This window comes from Loktanella sp. DJP18, from assembly GCF_049310965.1.
Classification (GTDB): Bacteria; Pseudomonadota; Alphaproteobacteria; order Rhodobacterales; family Rhodobacteraceae; genus Loktanella.
In genome coordinates, this window is record NZ_JBMERN010000014.1 from 1 (window position 1) to 17,243 (window position 17,243).

Below are 17,243 nucleotides of genomic sequence, written 5' to 3' on the forward strand. Positions count from 1 at the left end.
ACAGATTACTCATCATGCCCCCCTTGGTTCGGGGACGATGAATCATGTAGGCCGCGCAGCCTCAACCCGTTTAATGGGTCCTGAGCCTAGGCCTTCAGCATGTCTATTTCCTCTCTTAACTGAGAAGTCGTATTCCAGCCATCGACAGCAGCCGGTGAGGCCCACGAAACAGCCTATTGAACACGGCGAACAGAAACGCGACGAAACCGACCCACATGAGGGCGGAGTTACGCATCTTTTCCATCGCAACCTTGCCCGCCTCCTCAGCTACTTTGTCGGCATTCAAGAATTGCCGTCCGAAGGTGGTCATGGCTGTTTTCCGAACCCCTTTCTCATACTCCGCGACGGCTGGCCCGTGAAGGAGGCTCGCCACCGGCGAATGTCGAAACATCGAAACTCTGAGAAACACGTCGCCCTTGCTGATTGCGAAGAGGACCTTGCTGAAATTGAAGAGCGTGCTCGAGACAGGGCAGTTCCACCCCGGGTCTACGACCCCGACCGTCAATGACCATATACCCTGTGGCAGGTGTGAAAGTGGAAGTCAGATATCGGTGAGCCAGCTTTAAGTCGCCCCAGTTGCGAGCAACCGCAGATCACCTTGAAGCTCTGAAAAGTCTGTAGGTCTACCCGTATGCTCGCCGGAAATTTTCCAATCAACGATTCCGGCACGACAAGCTGGACATTCGCCTGCGTCGTTTCGCGGAACTGCGCCTCGGAAACGCCCACTTGTAAGGTCAGGAGGTGTTTCACCGGAGTCCGGTCTGACCCGTCGATGACCTGCCGCCAGCGGCCGCAGCAGGTAGTCTTGGTGGCGAGCATCCGCAGTCGGGCCGCCATAAAGTTCGGATCACGATAGGCCGCCCGTGACGAGAACAGGAAGTGCGGCCGCTTACCCGGCTCTGATTGCGGGCCGTGGTGCCGGCGGCGGTCAGTTCAGCATGAGAGTCCGCAATGCCGTGATCCAGATCAACGACGCGCGCCCATCGCGGTGGAATGCTTGGGTGAATAACAGGCGGAAGCTGCCACCATGTACGGCGCAATTGCAGACCAGACACAAACCAATCCGGGCGACGGACACGTCATTTCCGTGCGCGGCGCGGTTGTCGATGTGCGCTTCGGCGGCACTCTTCCACCGATCAACGATGCGCTGTCCGTACGTTGGGACAATGCAGCACCGCTGATACTCGAAGTGCAAAGCCACCTCGATCCCTGCACCTTGCGGGCGGTGGGATTTCAGTCGACCGCCGGTCTGGCGCGCGGGGTGCGTGTCACACCGACAGGCGGACCGGTCCGCGTGCCGGTCGGTCCGGCGGTTCTGGGGCGGCTGCTGGATATGGTGGGGGACCTGCGTGATGACGGTCCACCCTTGCCCGTGGACACGCCGCGCCGCTCGATCCATGCGGCCCCGCCTGCCTTGCGGGACCAAACCCGCACGACATCGGTTTTCGAGACCGGCATCAAGATCATCGACCTGTTGACGCCGATGGCACAGGGCGGCAAGGCCGCGATGTTCGGCGGTGCCGGTGTCGGCAAGACGGTGCTGGTCATGGAACTGATCCGCGCAATGGTCGAAGGCTATGACGGCATTTCGGTCTTTGCCGGCGTGGGCGAGCGGTCGCGCGAGGGTCACGAACTGCTGACCGAGATGCAGGCGTCCGGCGTGCTCGACCGCACCGTGCTGGTCTATGGTCAGATGAACGAACCCCCAGGCGCCCGCTGGCGCGTCCCGATGACGGCGCTGACGATTTCGGAATACTTCCGAGACACACGGCACCAGAATGTGCTGCTGCTGATGGACAACGTCTTTCGCTTTGTTCAGGCCGGGGCCGAGGTGTCCAGCCTGCTGGGGCGCCTGCCGTCGCGGGTGGGCTACCAGCCGACATTGGCGACCGAGGTGGCGGCCTTGCAGGAACGCATCGCAAGTGTCGCGGGATCGTCCGTGACGGCCATTCAGGCCGTCTATGTGCCGGCCGACGATTTCACCGATCCAGCCGTCACGACGATTTCCAGCCACATGGACTGCGTGATCGTGCTGTCCCGCAGTCAGGCTGCAGAGGGCTTCTACCCGGCCATCGACCCACTCGCTTCATCATCCATGCTGCTTGACCCGCAGGTGGTCGGCGACGACCATTACAATACCGCGGAAGCGGTGCGGCGGGTCTTGGCCCGATTCCGCGAACTGGGCGACATCATCTCTTTGCTGGGTATCGAAGAATTGGGACAGACGGACAGGCTGATCGTCGTGCGCGCCCGTCGCCTGCAACGGTTCCTGACGCAACCCTTCATGGTGACAGAGGCGTTTACCGGTCTGCCGGGTGCCCGGGTCACGCTGGCCGACACGCTGTCCGGTTGTCGCGCGATCCTGGATGGTGCGGCGGACGATTGGGACGAAAGCGCGCTTTACATGGTTGGCACGCTCGCGGACGCGCAGGCCAAGAACGCCAAGGCCGCCGCGACCGAAAAGGTGTCGGCGTGAAGCTGCGCATCGTGACGCCCTTGTCCGTCGTGGTCGAGACCGCCATCGACAGCCTGCGGGCCGAGGATGCGGGCGGCAGTTTCGGCATCCTACCCGGACATGCGCCGTTCCTGACCGCACTCAGTGTTTCAGTGGTGTCGTGGCGGACCGCTGGTGCCCATCATTTCTGTGCCGTGCGAGGGGGGGTGCTGACCGTGTCGCGCGATGTGGACATCGCAACCCGAGAGGCGATCACGGGCGACGATCTTGCGACCCTCGATGCGGAGGTGCTGGCGCGCTTCCGGGCAGAGGCGGACGCCGAACTGGTGGATCGCACCGCCGCCAACACGCTGCAACTCAACGCCATCCGCCGGATGGTCAGCCGCCTGTCATCCGGTGCCGACGCAGGGGAATTCCGATGACTCCCCCCGATGACCCCCTGATCCGGCAGGTTCGGCTGCGCCATGCCCGCCATGCCCGCTGGCTGCGCGAGGGCGAGATGTCGGTGGGGCGCAGGTTGGCGCAGATCGGGGTGCTGGGCTGGATGATCGTGGTTCCGACGCTGGCCGGTCTGTTCGGCGGGCGCTGGCTGGACGCGCACTTTGGCGACGGGATCTTCTGGACGGCACCCGGCCTGATGCTGGGCCTCGGATTGGGCGGCTGGACCGCATGGAACTGGATGAACGCCTCATGACCGACACCCTTCGCCTCGCCCTGACGTTGCTTGCCTGCCTTGGTGGTGGCACCGTGATCGGCTATGTCTATTTCCGTGCACTGCACGAGACCGCCCGATTGATCGTCGCGCAGGGCCACCCGCTGATCGGGCTTGCGCTGACATTCGGACGGCTCGGGCTGCTGTGCGCCGGATTCTATCTCGCCGTGCTGGCGGGGGCGGTCCCGCTGCTTGCGGCACTTGTGGGCGTGATGACTGCCAAGGCCATCATGGTGCGGACGGCACCATGATCTCGCCGCTGTCGTCCACCGTGGTCTTTCAACTCGGTCCCGTGCCGATCACGCAGGCCGTCGTGACCACTTGGGGCATCATGGCGCTGCTGGTCGGTGCAGCCTATGCCGTGACGCGAAGCCTGGCGCTGGCACCGACCCGCCGCCAGGCCGCAATCGAATTGATCGTCGCCACCCTCGACACCCAGATCACGCAGGCCACCGGTGCTGCGCCGGGGGCCTATCGGGGGTTCATCGGTACGCTATTCCTGTTCATCCTCGCGGCCAACTGGTCCTCCCTGCTGCCGGGGACAAAGCCGCCCACGGCACAGCTGGAGACCGACGGGGCGCTGGCGGCGCTGGTCTTCGTCTCGGTCATCTGGTTCGGCGTGCGCGGCTCGGGACCGGTCGGCTACCTGCGGTCCTTCACCCGGCCCAACCCCGTAATGATCCCACTGAACATCCTGCAAAGCCTGACGCGGGTGTTTTCAATGTTCGTCCGCCTGTTCGGCAATGTCATGAGCGGGGTGTTCGTGATCGGCATCGTCGCCTCGCTTGCCGGGCTGCTGGTGCCGATCCCGCTGATGGCGCTCGATCTGCTGACGGGCCTCGTGCAGGCCTACATCTTTGCCGTCCTCGCGATGGTCTTCATTGCCGCTACGATCACCGACGGCACGCCCCTACCCCCAAAGGACACCTGATGGATTATCTTCCCCATGTCAGCATCATCTGCGCGGCAATTGCCGTTTCGTTCGGGTCCATAGGCCCCGCCTTTGCCGAAGGCCGGGCCGTCGCCGCGGCCTTGGAGGCAATCGCCCGACAGCCCGAAGCGGCGGACACGATCTCTCGCACCCTCTTCGTGGGCCTTGCGATGATCGAGACGACGGCGATCTACTGCCTAGTCATCGCGCTGCTGCTGCTGTTCGCCAATCCGTTGCTGGCGTGAGCATCAATCTTTGGACGCTGGCCCTGCAGGCGGTCAACGTCGCGATCCTCATCTGGCTGTTGAGCCGCATCTTCTGGGCCCCCGTGGCCGCGGCCATTGCCGCGCGGCAGGCCGCGACGCAGGCCACGCTGGATGCGGCTGCCGCGACGCAGGCGCAGGCCGATGCGGCATTGGCCGACGCGACCCGCGCCCGCGCCGGGATCGCCGCGGAACGGACGGCGGTGTTGGCCGATGCTGCGGCGGATAGCGAAGCGGCGCGCAGGCGGGAGGCTGCTGCCGCGCAGGCTCAGGCCGACGCGTTGCTGCTCGCTGCCGCCACGACCGCTGCGGCAAAGGCGGAGACCGACCGCGCCCTGACCGAGAGGGCCGCCGCGCAGCTGGCGTTGGCGGTGGCGCGCAAATTGCTGGCCGGCCTCGACACAGCGGTCGTGCAGGACGCGTTTCTTGCGCGGCTGGTCGCGGGGATCGGGGCGATGGCGCCGGAAGACCGTGCGGCTTTGGTGGCCTCCGACGGTGGGATCGAGGTCGTCACGCCCGACGCCCTGACGCCGACGGGCACGGCGGACGTGACAGCCGCCATCGCCACCGCACTCGGCGGCAAGCCGATGCTGCATTTCGTCAGCGATCCGGCCCTGATTGCGGGAAGCGAGCTTCGCACGCCGCACTTCACCTTGCACAACAGTTGGCGCGCCGATCTGGAGGATGTCGAAAGGGCCCTGACCCATGCGGCCTGACAGGACTCCCGACTGGCAGGCGGCCGCGCAACAAAAGCTGGACGCGCTGATCCTGGCCCCCCGTCCCGCACATCGGGGCCGGGTCGAGGAGATCGGCGACGGCGTCGCGATGATTTCAGGCTTGCCCGATGTCGGACTGGAGGAGGTCCTGCGGTTCGCGGGTGGACAGACCGGATTTGCCCGCGTGCTGGACCCTGAAAGTATCGGCTGCGTGCTGCTGGACGACACGACCGAGGTCGAGGCGGGCGACGTGGTTCATGGCACCGGCACCGTCGTCGATGTGCCGGTCGGCCCCGGCCTGCTAGGGCGGATCGTCGATCCGCTGGGGCGTCCGCTGGACGGCAAGGGGCCGATTGCCGCAACCGCACGGATGCCCATCGAACGCGCCGCACCCGCGATCATCGACCGCGATCTGGTGACAGAGCCAGTGCAGACCGGGATCGTGGCGGTCGACGTGCTGTTTCCGCTTGGGCGCGGTCAGCGCGAACTGATCGTCGGGGACCATTCGACCGGCAAGACCACACTGGCCATCGACGCGATCATCGCCCAGTCGCACAGCGACATGATCTGCATCTATGTCGCGATCGGTCAGAAATCATCCAGCGTGCGCCGCGCCATCGACGCGCTGCAACGCGGCGGCAACTTCGACCGCTGCATCGTTGTCGTCGCCAGCGCCGCCAGCGCGCCCGGTCTGCAATGGATCGCACCCTATGCCGGGATGACGATGGCGGAACACTTCCGCGATGCCGGCCAGCACGCGCTGATCGTGATCGACGATCTGTCGAAACACGCCGCCACCCACCGCGAAATCGCTTTGCTTACGCGGCAGTCGCCGGGCCGCGAAGCGTATCCCGGTGACGTTTTCTACATCCACGCCCGCTTGCTGGAACGCGCGGCCAAGCTGTCGCCCGCCCTGGGGGGCGGGTCGCTGACGGCGCTGCCGATCGCGGAAACGGTGGCCGGGAACCTGTCGGACTACATCCCGACGAACCTGATCTCGATCACCGACGGGCAGATCGTCCTGGATGCGACACTGTTTCATCAAGGGCAGAAGCCTGCCGTGAATGCCGGGCTTTCGGTCAGCCGGGTCGGCGGCAAGACGCAGCGACCGGTCCTGCGCATCGCCGCCGGAAGCCTGCGGCTGGACTACGCGCAGTTTCTGGAACTGGAGGTTTTCACCCGGTTCGGCGGCATGCCAGATGGTCGCGTCACGGCGCAGTTGACGCGGGGTGCCCGGATCAGAGAGGCGCTGCGGCAGGATCAGCATGCCCCTTACCGGCTGGCGGACGAGGTGGCGCTGATGCTGGCCGTGCAGACCGGTCTGCTGGACGCGATGCCCGTTGGCGCGGTCAAGGCGTTTCGGGCGGGGCTGCCGGACATGCTCGACCGGGATGTCGGGACCGCAGTCCAGGCCATTGCGCAAGGCGGCGGATTGGATGACGCGGCTCGGACGGCCTTGCTGGCGGGGCTGAGCAGCTTCGCCGCAACCTTCGCCGCAACTCCATGACGGAACGGCTGGCCGACATCACGGCCCGGATCGATGGCATCCGGCAGTTGCAGGCGGTGGTCCATGCGATGAAGGGCATCGCCTCGGCGCGCGCCCATGCGGCGCGCGATCAGGTCATGGCGGTTGACAGCTATGCCGCCACACTCGCCGGCGCGATGGCGCAGATTCCGGACGCGCGGCTGGACGTCGCAGACGCACCGACGGCCCCGGAGGGGTTGCTGGTATTCTGCGCCGAACAGGGATTTGCCGGGGCCTTCAGCGAGCGTGTGCTGGACACCGTCACGACAGATGCGCCGCTGTTCCTGATCGGCACGCGGGGGCTGGCGGTGGCCACCAGCCGGGGCGTCACGCCACACTGGCACGCGGCCTTGCCCTCGCACTCGCCGGGGATGCCGCGGCTGGCAGAGGCGATCCTCGCGGCCGCGTTCACAGCGCTGGCGGCAGGCCGGATCGGCAGCCTGGATGTGGTGCATACGACCTGGGGGGCGGGGCGGCCGACGGTGGCGCGACACCGGGTCTTTCCATTGGATCTGTCGGCGCTTCCGGTGGCGGCAGGGACGCAGGTGCTGACGCAATTGCCGCGCGACACGCTGATCGACAGCGTCGGGCGCGATTATCTGCACGCCCTTGTGACACGCGCCGCGCTGCACGCCTATGCCGCCGAGAATGAGGCGCGCATGCAGGCGATGACCGCCGCAGGCCACCAGATCGCGGAGGAACTGGTGACGTGGCAGGTGCGGCTGCGCCATGTGCGACAGGACGCGATCACGGCCGAGATCATCGAACTTGGCACCGCGGCCGCGGCCGCCGAATCAGCGGTTGGACGCGGACGCTAGGCACAGGCGCGGCACCTTCGTTGATCTGCATCAACACCGGCCCGCCCCGAAGCGTCTAGCATCGTCTGAAGGGAGACGCCTGCCGCGCCTCTCATGAAGGACATCCCATGCCAGGCCACATCACGCAGATCGTCCGCAAGCCCGACAATCAGGACAGGCCGCCGCCGGTGGCCGCAGCCGTCCTGCGGGACTCGTTCACGAAAACCCCTTTCGAGGCGCTCGACCGCCACACCCACACGCATGTGGCCCAGGCCACGCTGGGCCTTGCCCCGTCCATGATGGGAGAGGCGTGGATGGACTGGGCCGTCCACATGGCCACCTCGCCGGGCAAGCAGATGACGATGGCGCAGCAGGCCCTCGCGGATGTGCAGACCTTCTGGATGTCCAGCCTCGGCCTTGAACCCGCCGCCGTTCCCGACGACCGTCGCTTTGCCTCTGACCGCTGGCAGACCTGGCCGTTCAACGTGATGGCACAGGCCTACCAGCGGAACGAGACCCTGTGGCAGAACGCGATGACCGGCGTGCACGGTGTTTCGCCACAACACGAGAACCTGATGGCCTTTACAGCGGGGCTGATGTCCGATGCGGTGGCACCGTCGAACTTTGCCCTGACCAACCCCGACGTGCTGGCTGCGACGCTAAAGGCACATGGCGCGAACGTCCTGCAGGGCCTGCGCAACCTGACCCACGATGCGACCCACAAGGACGAAGCCGGGACGGCCTTTGTCGTTGGGCGCGATCTGGCGGCGACCCCCGGCAAGGTCGTGTTCCACAACGACCTGATCGAGCTGATCCAGTATGGGCCGACAACCGCAAGGGTCAGGCCGGAACCGATCCTGATCGTGCCGGCCTGGATCATGAAATACTACATTCTCGATCTGTCGCCACAGAACTCGCTAGTGAAATACCTCGTGGACCAAGGCTACACCGTCTTCATGGTGTCGTGGAAGAACCCCGATATGGCCGACCGGGACCGCAGCATGGAGGACTACCGCAAGCTGGGCGTGATGGCGGCCCTTGACGCGGTGACGGCGATCACCGGCGCGCCAAAGGTCCACGCCGTCGGCTACTGCCTTGGCGGCACGCTCCTGTCCATCGCCGCCGCCGCAATGGGGCGCGACGACGACGACCGGCTGGCCAGCGTCTCGTTGCTGGCGGCGCAGGTCGATTTCACCGAGGCCGGCCCGCTGAAGCTGTTCATCAACGAGGCCGAGGTGACGCTGATCGAGGACATGATGGAGGGTCAGGGGTTCCTCACCTCCGACCAGATGGCGGGGGCCTTTGCGCTGCTGCACGCCCGCGATCTGATCTGGGCACCGATGATCCGCGACTACATGCTGGGGCGGCGCGGCGATGCGTTCGATCTGATGTTCTGGAACGCGGACGGCACCCGGATGCCCGCCCGGATGCATGCCGAATACCTGCGGCAACTGTTCCTGCACAACGATCTGGCCGAAGGCCGCTACCATGTCGGCCCCAAGGCCATCGCACTGACCGACATCAACGCGCCGCTGTTCGTGGTGGGCACCGAAGATGACCACGTCGCCCCTTGGCAATCGGTCTACAAGCTGCACCTGTTCGCCGATACGGACGTGACGTTCACGCTGACCAGCGGCGGCCACAATGCGGGGATCGTATCGGAACCCGGACACCACGACCGGCACTTCCGCACCGGCCATACGGCCGAAAAGGCCGCATATCGCGATGCCGCCACCTGGCTGGCCGAAACCGCGCCGCAGGACGGGTCGTGGTGGCCGGTGCTGACGGACTGGCTTCAGGCGAGGTCCGGTCCCGATGTGGACCCGCCGCCGATGGGTCAGGCCGAGGGACGTTACAGCGCAACGGCTGCGGCCCCGGGTGCCTATGTGATGCAGGCGTGAGCGTACTGGATGGCAAGGTGGCGCTGGTGCTGGGGGTAGCGAACGCCCACTCCATCGCCGCAGGCTGCGCACAGGCTTTCGCGGACGCGGGCGCGGACGTCGCACTGACCTATCAGGGCGCAAAGGCCAGACCCTTTGTCGCGCCGCTCGCCGCGGCCATGGGTGCGAAACTGCTTCTGCCGCTCGACGTGACGGTGGCCGGAGAGATGGAAGCTGTCTTTGCCGCCGTGACTGCACGATGGGGTCGCCTTGATATGCTGGTGCATTCCCTGGCCTTCTGCGGGGCTGACGACCTGCACGGACGGGTGACGGATTGCAGCGCCGCGGGGTTCGCGCAGGCGATGGACATCTCTGTCCATTCGCTGATCCGTGCGGCGCGACTGGCGGAGCCGCTGATGACCGACGGCGGGACGATTCTGACAATGTCATACTATGGAGCCGAAAAGGTCGTGGACGATTACAACGTCATGGGACCGGTCAAGGCCGCGCTCGAGGCGGTCGTGCGCGAGTTGGCGGTCGAACTCGGGCCAAAGCGGATTCGGGTCAACGCGCTTTCGCCGGGGCCGCTGCGCACCCGTGCGGGGTCCGGCATCGCGCATTTCGACGCATTGGTCGATGCCGCACGCGACCGCGCACCGGAACGAAGGCTCGTCACAATTGCGGATGTCGGCGATGTGGCTGTCATGCTCGCCTCTGACGGCGCGCGCAGTATTACGGGCGACGTCGTGCATGTCGACGGAGGTCTGCATGTCCGTGCCTGACCCCGTCGCTTCGTTCATCGAGAACCGCACCTTTGCGGAACTTGCCGTGGGCGACCACGCCGGGTCCGTGCGGACGCTGACGGCACGCGACATCTCGTTGTTCGCGGTCATGTCGGGCGACGTGAATCCCGCGCACGTCGATGCGGTCTATGCGGCGACGGACATGTTCCACGGCGTCATCGCCCACGGAATGTGGGGTGCCGCGCTGATCAGTGCCGTCCTGGGGACGCAATTGCCGGGACCGGGGACGATCTTTCTGGACCAGAGCCTGTCGTTCAAGGCCCCGGTTGGCCTTGGCGACACGATCACCACGCAGGTGACCGTCACCGACAAGCCAAAGGAGGGCCGCGTGACGTTGGCCTGTGCCTGCGTCAATCAGGACGGCGTCACCGTGATCGACGGCATCGCCCGCGTCATTGCCCCCGACACAAAGGTCCGCCGGCCCCGCATGGTGCTGCCGCAGGTCGCGCTGCATGCGCCCGCAGCGCAGTATGCCCGGCTGATCGCCGCCACGACGGTCCTGACACCGGTACGCACCGGCGTCGTCCATCCCTGCGACGTCCTGTCCCTGACCGGGGCGCTGGACGCGGGGGCACGCGGCATCATCGTGCCGGTCCTGATCGGGCCCGCGGCGCGGATCGCCGCCACGGCCGAGGCCGCCGGGCGCAGCTTGAAAGGGGTGGAGGTCGTCGACGCCCCCCACAGCCACGCCGCCGCCGCACAGGCGGTGGCACTGGCACGGGCGAGCCGCGTCGCGGCACTGATGAAGGGTGCCCTGCATACGGATGAACTGATGGAGGCGGTGGTGGATGCAGACCTTGGCCTGCGCACGGACCGCCGGATGAGCCATGTCTACGTCCTTGACGTGCCGACATATCCCAAGCCACTGCTGATCACCGACGCCGCGATCAACGTGACGCCGGACCTGAGCGCCAAGCGCGACATCGTGCAGAACGCGATCGACCTTGCGCATGCATTGGGCACGCCGCACCCGAAAGTCGCGATCCTCGCGGCGGTCGAGACGGTCAATACGCGGATGCCGGCCACGCTGGACGCCGCCGCACTGTGCAAGATGGCGGACCGGGGCCAGATCACCGGAGGCATCCTGGACGGCCCACTGGCCTTCGACAACGCGATCTCTCCCGCCTCGGTGGCGGCCAAGGGGATCGTGTCCTTGGTCGCCGGGGCGGCCGACATCCTCGTGGCACCCGATCTGGAATCCGCGAACATGATGGCAAAGCAGATGATCTATCTGGCCGGGGCCGACGCGGCGGGACTGGTGATGGGCGCATCCGTGCCGATCATCCTGACCAGCCGTGCCGACAATGCCTGGTCGCGGCTGGCGTCCTGCGCGCTGGCGCGGCTGGTGATCGGATGACGGAAGCTGTGCTGACGATCAATGCCGGGTCCAGCAGCCTGAAATTCGCGCTGTTTCCGGTGCAGGACGACTTTCCGGCCCTGTTGCGCGGCAAGGTCGCAGGGATCGGCACGGCGGCGGCCTTTGCCGCGCGCGACCACGACGGGCAACCGGTCGATCAGCCCATGTCCGTTGCGTCGGATGTGTCGCCCGATGCCCTGATCACGGACCTTCTGCGTTGGCTGGGCCGCCAGATGCCGGACGTCGATATCGTCGCCGTTGGACACCGCGTGGTGCACGGCGGGCGGCACCACGATGGACCGGCGCGGGTCACGACGGCCCTGATGGCCGAACTGACCGACCTCGTGCCGCTGGCCCCGTTGCATCAGCCGCACAATCTGGCCGCCATCGCCCAAGTGGCCCGTGTGCTGCGGCACACCCCACAGGTGGCGTGTTTCGACACCAGCTTTCACCGCTCGCAAGGTCCGCTGGCGCAGATGTTCGCACTGCCGGCCAGCGTCACGGCGGCGGGCGTGATGCGCTACGGATTCCACGGCCTGTCCTATGCCTACATCGCCGACGCGCTGACGGGCCTCAGCCCGCACGCCGAGGGCCGCGTCATCGTGGCCCACCTGGGCAACGGCGCAAGCATGTGCGCCCTTTACAAAGGACGCAGCGTCGCCACCAGCATGGGGTTCACGGCGCTGGACGGGTTGATGATGGGGCAGCGCTGCGGCGCACTGGACCCCGGCGTGGTGCTGTACCTGATGGATGAGATGCACCTGACGTCGGCGCAGGTCGGCACGATGCTGTACCGGGAATCGGGCCTTTTGGGCGTATCGGGCATCAGCAGCGACATGGCTGTCCTGGAATCCAGCCACGCCCCGCTGGCAAGTCTGGCGATCGACATGTTCTGCCATCGCGCTGCCGGCGAACTGGCGGCCTTGGCGACGGCGAACGGCGGGCTGGACGCGATCGTCTTTACCGCCGGGATCGGAGAGAACTCTGCGCGGGTGCGTCGCCTGATCTGCGCGCGCCTGGCGTGGCTGGGCGTCGTGTTGGACGGTGAGGCGAACGCGCGCCACGCCACGCAGATCGGCGCGGCGGACTCGGCCGTGGCCGTGATGGTGATCCCCACGGACGAAGAATCGGTCATCGCGAACGCCGCACGGCAATGGGCTTGACCCGGCCGTTGCAGTGCCGTTGCTGATCCGCATCAGCGTCGCCACCCCGCGAGGCCCGAAGCCGGATCAAGCGATGGCTTGGCCCACATATCACCATCAGACCGCACAGCGTATTGAGTCACAGGTCGCCGAACCCGGACTGCTCAGGCGCAGGGTTCAAGCATCGCCGCGCTAGCCTCCAACCAGATCACAAGATCACAGGCACCGATGATCGTGTCCAGTCCCGGCATCCGGTGGACAAGGCGCGACCTCGTAAAGGTCTGTCCGCCTCAGTCCTCTGCCACCGCGTGATCGTCTGCCACGGCGTGGAGGCGGTGCCGGTCGATCTGTGCGCCGACCGCGCGCACGGGACTGAGGGTTTCGCCCGCAAGGCGCGGGATCGCAGCACGCTGGCAGGCGGGGTCCGGCACCGGCACGGCCGCCATGAGCCGGCGGGTATAGGGATGCCGCGGATCGCCGAAGACAGCGGCGCGGCTTCCGATCTCCACGATCTGACCAAGGTGCATGACCGCGACCCGGTCAGAGATGTTCTCGACAACCGCCATGTCGTGACTGATGAACAGCACGGCGATCCCGAATTCGACCTTCAGCGCGCGCAGCAGGTCCAGGACGCGCGCCTGGACCGACACGTCAAGCGCCGAGACGCTTTCGTCCGCCACGATCAGCCGGGGCGTCAGGGCAAGCGCGCGCGCGATGCAGATACGCTGCCGCTGCCCGCCAGAGAATTCGTGCGGATAGTTGTCAAGCTGCGCCGACGTCAGCCCCACGCGGTCCATCAGGTCGGCGGCACGGGCGCGCCGTGCGGCTGCGTCCATCCTGCCGTGGATCAGCAGTGGCTCCGCGATCTGCGCGCCCACCGTCATCCGGGAATCGAGCGCTGCCATCGGGTCCTGAAACACGATCTGCGTGACGGCACTCAGCCGTTTGCGGGCGGTGGCGGTCATGGTGCCGACGGTCTGGTCGCCGATCCGGATCAGCCCCGCGTGCGGCACAAGCCCGACGATGGCGCGGGCGACGGTGGATTTGCCACAGCCGGATTCGCCCACCAGCGACAGGGTTTCGCCCGCGCGAATGTCGAAGCTGACGCCCTCGACCGCGTGGACCCGGTGTGTCACGCGGTTCAGGATACCGCCACGGATGTCGTAGCGCACGACGACGTCGCGCAGGTCAGCCACGACGGGACGATCCGGTCGCGCAATGGGTGCGCCGCCCTGCCCCATACGCGGCACAGCCGCCAGAAGGGCACGAGTGTAGGGATGCGCCGGGGTGGCGAAAATCTGGCGGACAGGGCCGGTCTCCTCGATCACACCGTGTCGCATGATGACCACACGGTCGGCCATTTCGGCCACCACGCCCATGTCATGGGTGATCAGCAGGATCGCCGTGCCACGGTCGCGTTGCAGGTCACGCAGCAGGTCCAGCACTTCGCGTTGCACGGTGACGTCCAGCGCGGTCGTCGGTTCGTCCGCGATCAGCACATCGGGCTTCAGCGCCAAGGCCATCGCGATCATGACCCGCTGGCGCATCCCGCCGGACAGCTCGTGCGGATACTGGGCCAGCCGCCGCGCGGGTTCCGACAGGCGCACGGCGGTCAGGGCAGCCAGTGCCTCTGTCCGGGCGGCCGAGCGGGACATCGGCGTGTGGGCGCGGATCGCCTCGACCAGTTGGGTGCCGATGGGCATGACAGGATTGAAGCTCGTCATCGGTTCCTGAAAGATCATGGCGATGCGGTCGCCCCGCAGGGCGCGCATTTGGCCTTCCGGTAGCGTGGTCAACACCCGTTCGCCCAGCGCGATGCTGCCGCCGGTCACGCGCACAGCGGGTGGTGGCAGCAAACCCATGATCGCAAGGGACGTGATCGATTTGCCGGACCCGCTTTCGCCGGCAATCGCTAGGGTTTCGCCGCGCCGCAGGTCGAAGGTCACATCCCGAACAAGGGGCATGAGGCCGCTGTCGCTGCGGACCGAGACGGTGAGGCCGCGCGCAGACAGGACGATGTCGTCCGGGGCCGTGGCGGCCCCGGACCTGTGCTCCAAACCGACCGTCACTCGAACACGCAGCGCGGAAAGTAGAAGCTGACGACCCAGTTGGGCATGTCCACGATTTCCGAAATGCGCAGATCGCCGCAGGTGCTGACCAGCATGTAGGCGTCGACCGCCGCCATGCCGCGCGTGGCGCAGAGGTGATCGACCATGCCCGCCACCGCGTCGCGGCTGGCGGTCATCAGGTCCGGCCCGATGCCGGTCGTCACCTCGTAGCCCTTGGCATCCAGGTGCCGCGTCACCGGTCCCGGCGTGGTGAACCGGGGCGTCCTGAGGTTCGCCCCCTTCACCAGATCGAGTGTCAGCACCACGTCCATCGGGCTCTCGATGGCCGTGCCGCAAACCTCTCCGTCGCCCTGCGCCGCATGGGTGTCGCCGACGCTGAACAACGCGCCCGCGACCTCGACCGGCAACCAGAGCGTCGTGCCGGCGCTCAGGTCTCGGATGTCGAGGTTGCCGCCGACCCGCCGGGGCGGAACGATCGAGTGCAGCCCCGGTTCTGCCAGCGCAGTGCCGATGGTGCCGGCAAAGGGCTTCAGCGGCACGCGGGCCTCGGTGGCGAACAGGCTGGGGGCCATGCTCTCTGGGTCATAGGACCAGACGTACAGTGCGGGATCGGTGAACTGATCCGCCAGCAGGCCAAAGCCGGGGATATTCGCCGTCCAGCCCCAGCCACGGCCGTCCTGCACCTGCGGCGCAAAGCTGTCGAGCGTCACCTTGATGGCGTCCCCCGGCTCTGCCCCTTCCACCCAGATCGGACCCGACACCGGATTGATCTTGCCGAAATCCAGCGTGGCGACGTCTGCCACGGTGGACGACGGGCCCAACTGGCCCGCCGAACTGTCGTGGCAGTGGAACAGGATCGTCGCCCCCGGTTCGACCCGCTGGGCCGGCGCAATGCCGTTGTCCCAGCCAAAGTGGTGTTGCGCGCCGTGGATCGTATAGTCGCAAGCCTTGCACATCGGATCAGTCCGTCACGTAGACGTAGTCGTAGTTGACCGGGATCGAGACCGGATCGACATAGAGGCTGTCATCACCGCCCATGCGTGCCGACTTCATGGTGTAGCGCTGTTCGTTGAAGATCGGGACCCAGGGGGCCGCGTCCATCACCTTCATGTAGACGTCGGACCACATCTTCAGGCGGTCGGTACCGTCCTGGCCGACCATGCTGTCGGCTGCGGTCGCTTCGGCGTCCAGCGCTTCGTCACAGAATTTCGACCAGTTCCAGCCGCCCTCCTCTGCCCCGGCACAGCCCAGTATCGGCCCGTAGAAATTGCTGGGATCGGGAAAGTCGGCAATCCAGGCCATGCCACCGGACCAGATCATCGGTGCCGTGCCGGCACCGCCGGCTTCGATCACGTTGGCCTGCGCCAGCGACTGGATCGACGCGGTCACGCCGATCGCCGCAAGGTCTTGCTGGATCGCCTGCGCGATGCGGGGGTTCGGGTCGGTGTTCATGACGTAAAGCTCGGTCTCGAATCCGTCGGGCAGCCCGGCATCGGCCAACATCTGCTTGGCGGCTTCGGGATCGAACGCGTAGCCGGCGTAGCCTTCGGTGTAACCCGGCATCGACGGCGGCAGCGGTTGGGTCGCGGGCACGGCGCGACCGTTGATCAACTGGGTGATCCGGTCCTTGTTGATCGCCATGTTGATCGCGCGGCGGACTTCGACCTGATCCAGCGGCGGCGTGGTCACGTTCAACGTGATATAGCCGGTCTGCAACTGGCCACCCTCGACGACGCGGGCCGCCTGTTCGGGATCGGCCATCACCTCCTGGAACTTTGCGGGCGGGATGCCGTCGCCCGGCACGTCGACTTCGCCGTTCTGCAGCCGCAGCAGGGCGACGATGGGTTCCTGCCCGACTTCGAAGGTCACGGTGTCCAGATAGGGCAGACCGTCCCGCCAGTAATCGGCGTTCTTCTCGAACACCAGGCGCTGGCCGATGGTCCATTCACCCAGCTTGAACGCGCCGGTGCCGACCGGCTGCTTGCCGAAATCGCCATTCGCGGCGTCCACGGCCTCGGATGGGACGACGGACGCGAAGTTCAGCGCCATGACGTGCAAGAAGGTCGCGTCGGGCCGCGACAGCTTGATCTCGACCGTCTGGGGATCGACCACGGTGACACCCGACAGGCTGTCAGCGGTCCCGCCGGCCACGGCGTCGTATCCTTCGATCGCACCGAAGAAACCGGCACCAGGCGATTGCGTCGCCGGATTCGTCACGCGATCAAGCGAGTATTTCACATCCTCGGCTACCATCTCTCGACCGTTGTGGAACATCACGCCGGGCCGCAGGTGAAAGGTGAAGGTCATGCCGTCGTCCGACGTCTCGTAGCGTTCGGCAAGGCCCGGACGAAGTGTCGTGGTGCCGGGTTCATAGTCCATCAGCCCGTCGAACAGCGACTTGATCATCGACCAGTTCTGCCAGTCGTAACCGATGGCCGGGTCCAGCGTGGCCACGTCGTCCTTGTAGGTGACGGTGATGTTGCCGCCGGCCTTGGCATTCGGGTCCAGCGTCTCCTGCGCTGCGGCCGGCAGCGACAGGGCCGCGATCAAGGCGGTGGATGCGAGCAGTCTTTTCATGGTCGTCTCTCCTGTT

At 66.4% G+C, this 17,243-nt stretch carries 17 protein-coding genes and 1 pseudogene; 13 read left to right on the top strand and 5 right to left on the bottom strand.

The features are described from left to right. Positions 1–115: 115 nt before the first annotated feature. A complete protein-coding gene (locus tag ACOI1H_RS06105) occupies positions 116–310 on the bottom strand; it encodes a hypothetical protein (protein ID WP_422435906.1) in 195 nt (64 codons plus the stop codon). A 191-nt stretch (positions 311–501) separates the two neighbouring features. After that, a pseudogene (locus tag ACOI1H_RS06110) lies at positions 502–897 on the bottom strand (type II restriction endonuclease); the annotation flags it as partial. A 130-nt stretch (positions 898–1,027) separates the two neighbouring features. Here ACOI1H_RS06110 and atpD point away from each other — a divergent pair. The 13 genes from atpD (at position 1,028) to ACOI1H_RS06175 (ending at position 12,602) form a co-directional block, all read left to right on the top strand. Further along, a complete protein-coding gene (gene atpD / locus ACOI1H_RS06115; RefSeq protein WP_422435907.1) occupies positions 1,028–2,476 on the top strand; it encodes a F0F1 ATP synthase subunit beta in 1,449 nt (482 codons plus the stop codon). After that, complete coding sequence (locus ACOI1H_RS06120) at positions 2,473–2,877, top strand: F0F1 ATP synthase subunit epsilon (RefSeq protein ID WP_422435908.1); 405 nt, start codon at positions 2,473–2,475, stop codon at positions 2,875–2,877. Before atpD ends, ACOI1H_RS06120 begins: the two co-directional genes overlap by 4 nt. Next, positions 2,874–3,149 (top strand): AtpZ/AtpI family protein, encoded by a 276-nt coding sequence (locus ACOI1H_RS06125; RefSeq protein ID WP_422435909.1) that lies wholly within the window; start codon positions 2,874–2,876, stop codon positions 3,147–3,149. The genes ACOI1H_RS06120 and ACOI1H_RS06125 overlap by 4 nt, the downstream gene beginning before the upstream one ends. Next, on the top strand, positions 3,146–3,418 hold the full coding sequence (locus tag ACOI1H_RS06130) for an ATP synthase subunit I (RefSeq protein ID WP_422435910.1): 273 nt from the start codon (positions 3,146–3,148) through the stop codon (positions 3,416–3,418). The genes ACOI1H_RS06125 and ACOI1H_RS06130 overlap by 4 nt, the downstream gene beginning before the upstream one ends. Then, complete coding sequence (locus ACOI1H_RS06135; RefSeq protein ID WP_422435911.1) at positions 3,415–4,098, top strand: F0F1 ATP synthase subunit A; 684 nt, start codon at positions 3,415–3,417, stop codon at positions 4,096–4,098. Before ACOI1H_RS06130 ends, ACOI1H_RS06135 begins: the two co-directional genes overlap by 4 nt. After that, positions 4,098–4,343 carry a F0F1 ATP synthase subunit C gene (locus ACOI1H_RS06140; RefSeq protein ID WP_422435912.1) on the top strand — a complete coding sequence of 82 codons (246 nt, stop codon included), beginning with the start codon at positions 4,098–4,100 and terminating at the stop codon, positions 4,341–4,343. The genes ACOI1H_RS06135 and ACOI1H_RS06140 overlap by 1 nt, the downstream gene beginning before the upstream one ends. Then, on the top strand, positions 4,340–5,077 hold the full coding sequence (locus ACOI1H_RS06145) for a hypothetical protein (RefSeq protein ID WP_422435913.1): 738 nt from the start codon (positions 4,340–4,342) through the stop codon (positions 5,075–5,077). The genes ACOI1H_RS06140 and ACOI1H_RS06145 overlap by 4 nt, the downstream gene beginning before the upstream one ends. Then, the gene (locus ACOI1H_RS06150) at positions 5,067–6,584 is read left to right on the top strand and encodes a F0F1 ATP synthase subunit alpha (RefSeq protein ID WP_422435914.1); all 1,518 of its coding nucleotides are present in this window, start codon (positions 5,067–5,069) and stop codon (positions 6,582–6,584) included. The genes ACOI1H_RS06145 and ACOI1H_RS06150 overlap by 11 nt, the downstream gene beginning before the upstream one ends. Then, positions 6,581–7,420, top strand: a complete 840-nt coding sequence (locus tag ACOI1H_RS06155) for a F0F1 ATP synthase subunit gamma (RefSeq protein WP_422435915.1) — start codon at positions 6,581–6,583, stop codon at positions 7,418–7,420. Before ACOI1H_RS06150 ends, ACOI1H_RS06155 begins: the two co-directional genes overlap by 4 nt. 107 nt (positions 7,421–7,527) lie before the next feature. After that, positions 7,528–9,300: a PHA/PHB synthase family protein gene (locus ACOI1H_RS06160; RefSeq protein ID WP_422435917.1), complete on the top strand. Its 1,773-nt coding sequence runs from the start codon at positions 7,528–7,530 to the stop codon at positions 9,298–9,300. Then, complete coding sequence (fabI, locus tag ACOI1H_RS06165) at positions 9,297–10,061, top strand: enoyl-ACP reductase FabI (protein ID WP_422435918.1); 765 nt, start codon at positions 9,297–9,299, stop codon at positions 10,059–10,061. Before ACOI1H_RS06160 ends, fabI begins: the two co-directional genes overlap by 4 nt. Next, complete coding sequence (locus ACOI1H_RS06170; RefSeq protein WP_422435919.1) at positions 10,048–11,439, top strand: bifunctional enoyl-CoA hydratase/phosphate acetyltransferase; 1,392 nt, start codon at positions 10,048–10,050, stop codon at positions 11,437–11,439. Before fabI ends, ACOI1H_RS06170 begins: the two co-directional genes overlap by 14 nt. Beyond that, positions 11,436–12,602: an acetate/propionate family kinase gene (locus tag ACOI1H_RS06175; protein WP_422435920.1), complete on the top strand. Its 1,167-nt coding sequence runs from the start codon at positions 11,436–11,438 to the stop codon at positions 12,600–12,602. The genes ACOI1H_RS06170 and ACOI1H_RS06175 overlap by 4 nt, the downstream gene beginning before the upstream one ends. 269 nt (positions 12,603–12,871) lie before the next feature. On the opposite strand, the gene ACOI1H_RS06180 is transcribed toward ACOI1H_RS06175, so the two are convergent. Genes ACOI1H_RS06180 through ACOI1H_RS06190 form a run of 3 tightly spaced genes read right to left on the bottom strand, consistent with a single transcriptional unit; the run spans position 12,872 to position 17,227 of the window. Beyond that, the gene (locus tag ACOI1H_RS06180; RefSeq protein ID WP_422435922.1) at positions 12,872–14,638 is read right to left on the bottom strand and encodes an ABC transporter ATP-binding protein; all 1,767 of its coding nucleotides are present in this window, start codon (positions 14,636–14,638) and stop codon (positions 12,872–12,874) included. An 8-nt stretch (positions 14,639–14,646) separates the two neighbouring features. Next, complete coding sequence (locus ACOI1H_RS06185) at positions 14,647–15,606, bottom strand: acetamidase/formamidase family protein (protein ID WP_422435923.1); 960 nt, start codon at positions 15,604–15,606, stop codon at positions 14,647–14,649. 4 nt (positions 15,607–15,610) lie between these two features. After that, a complete protein-coding gene (locus tag ACOI1H_RS06190) occupies positions 15,611–17,227 on the bottom strand; it encodes an ABC transporter substrate-binding protein (protein ID WP_422435925.1) in 1,617 nt (538 codons plus the stop codon). Positions 17,228–17,243 lie beyond the last annotated feature (16 nt).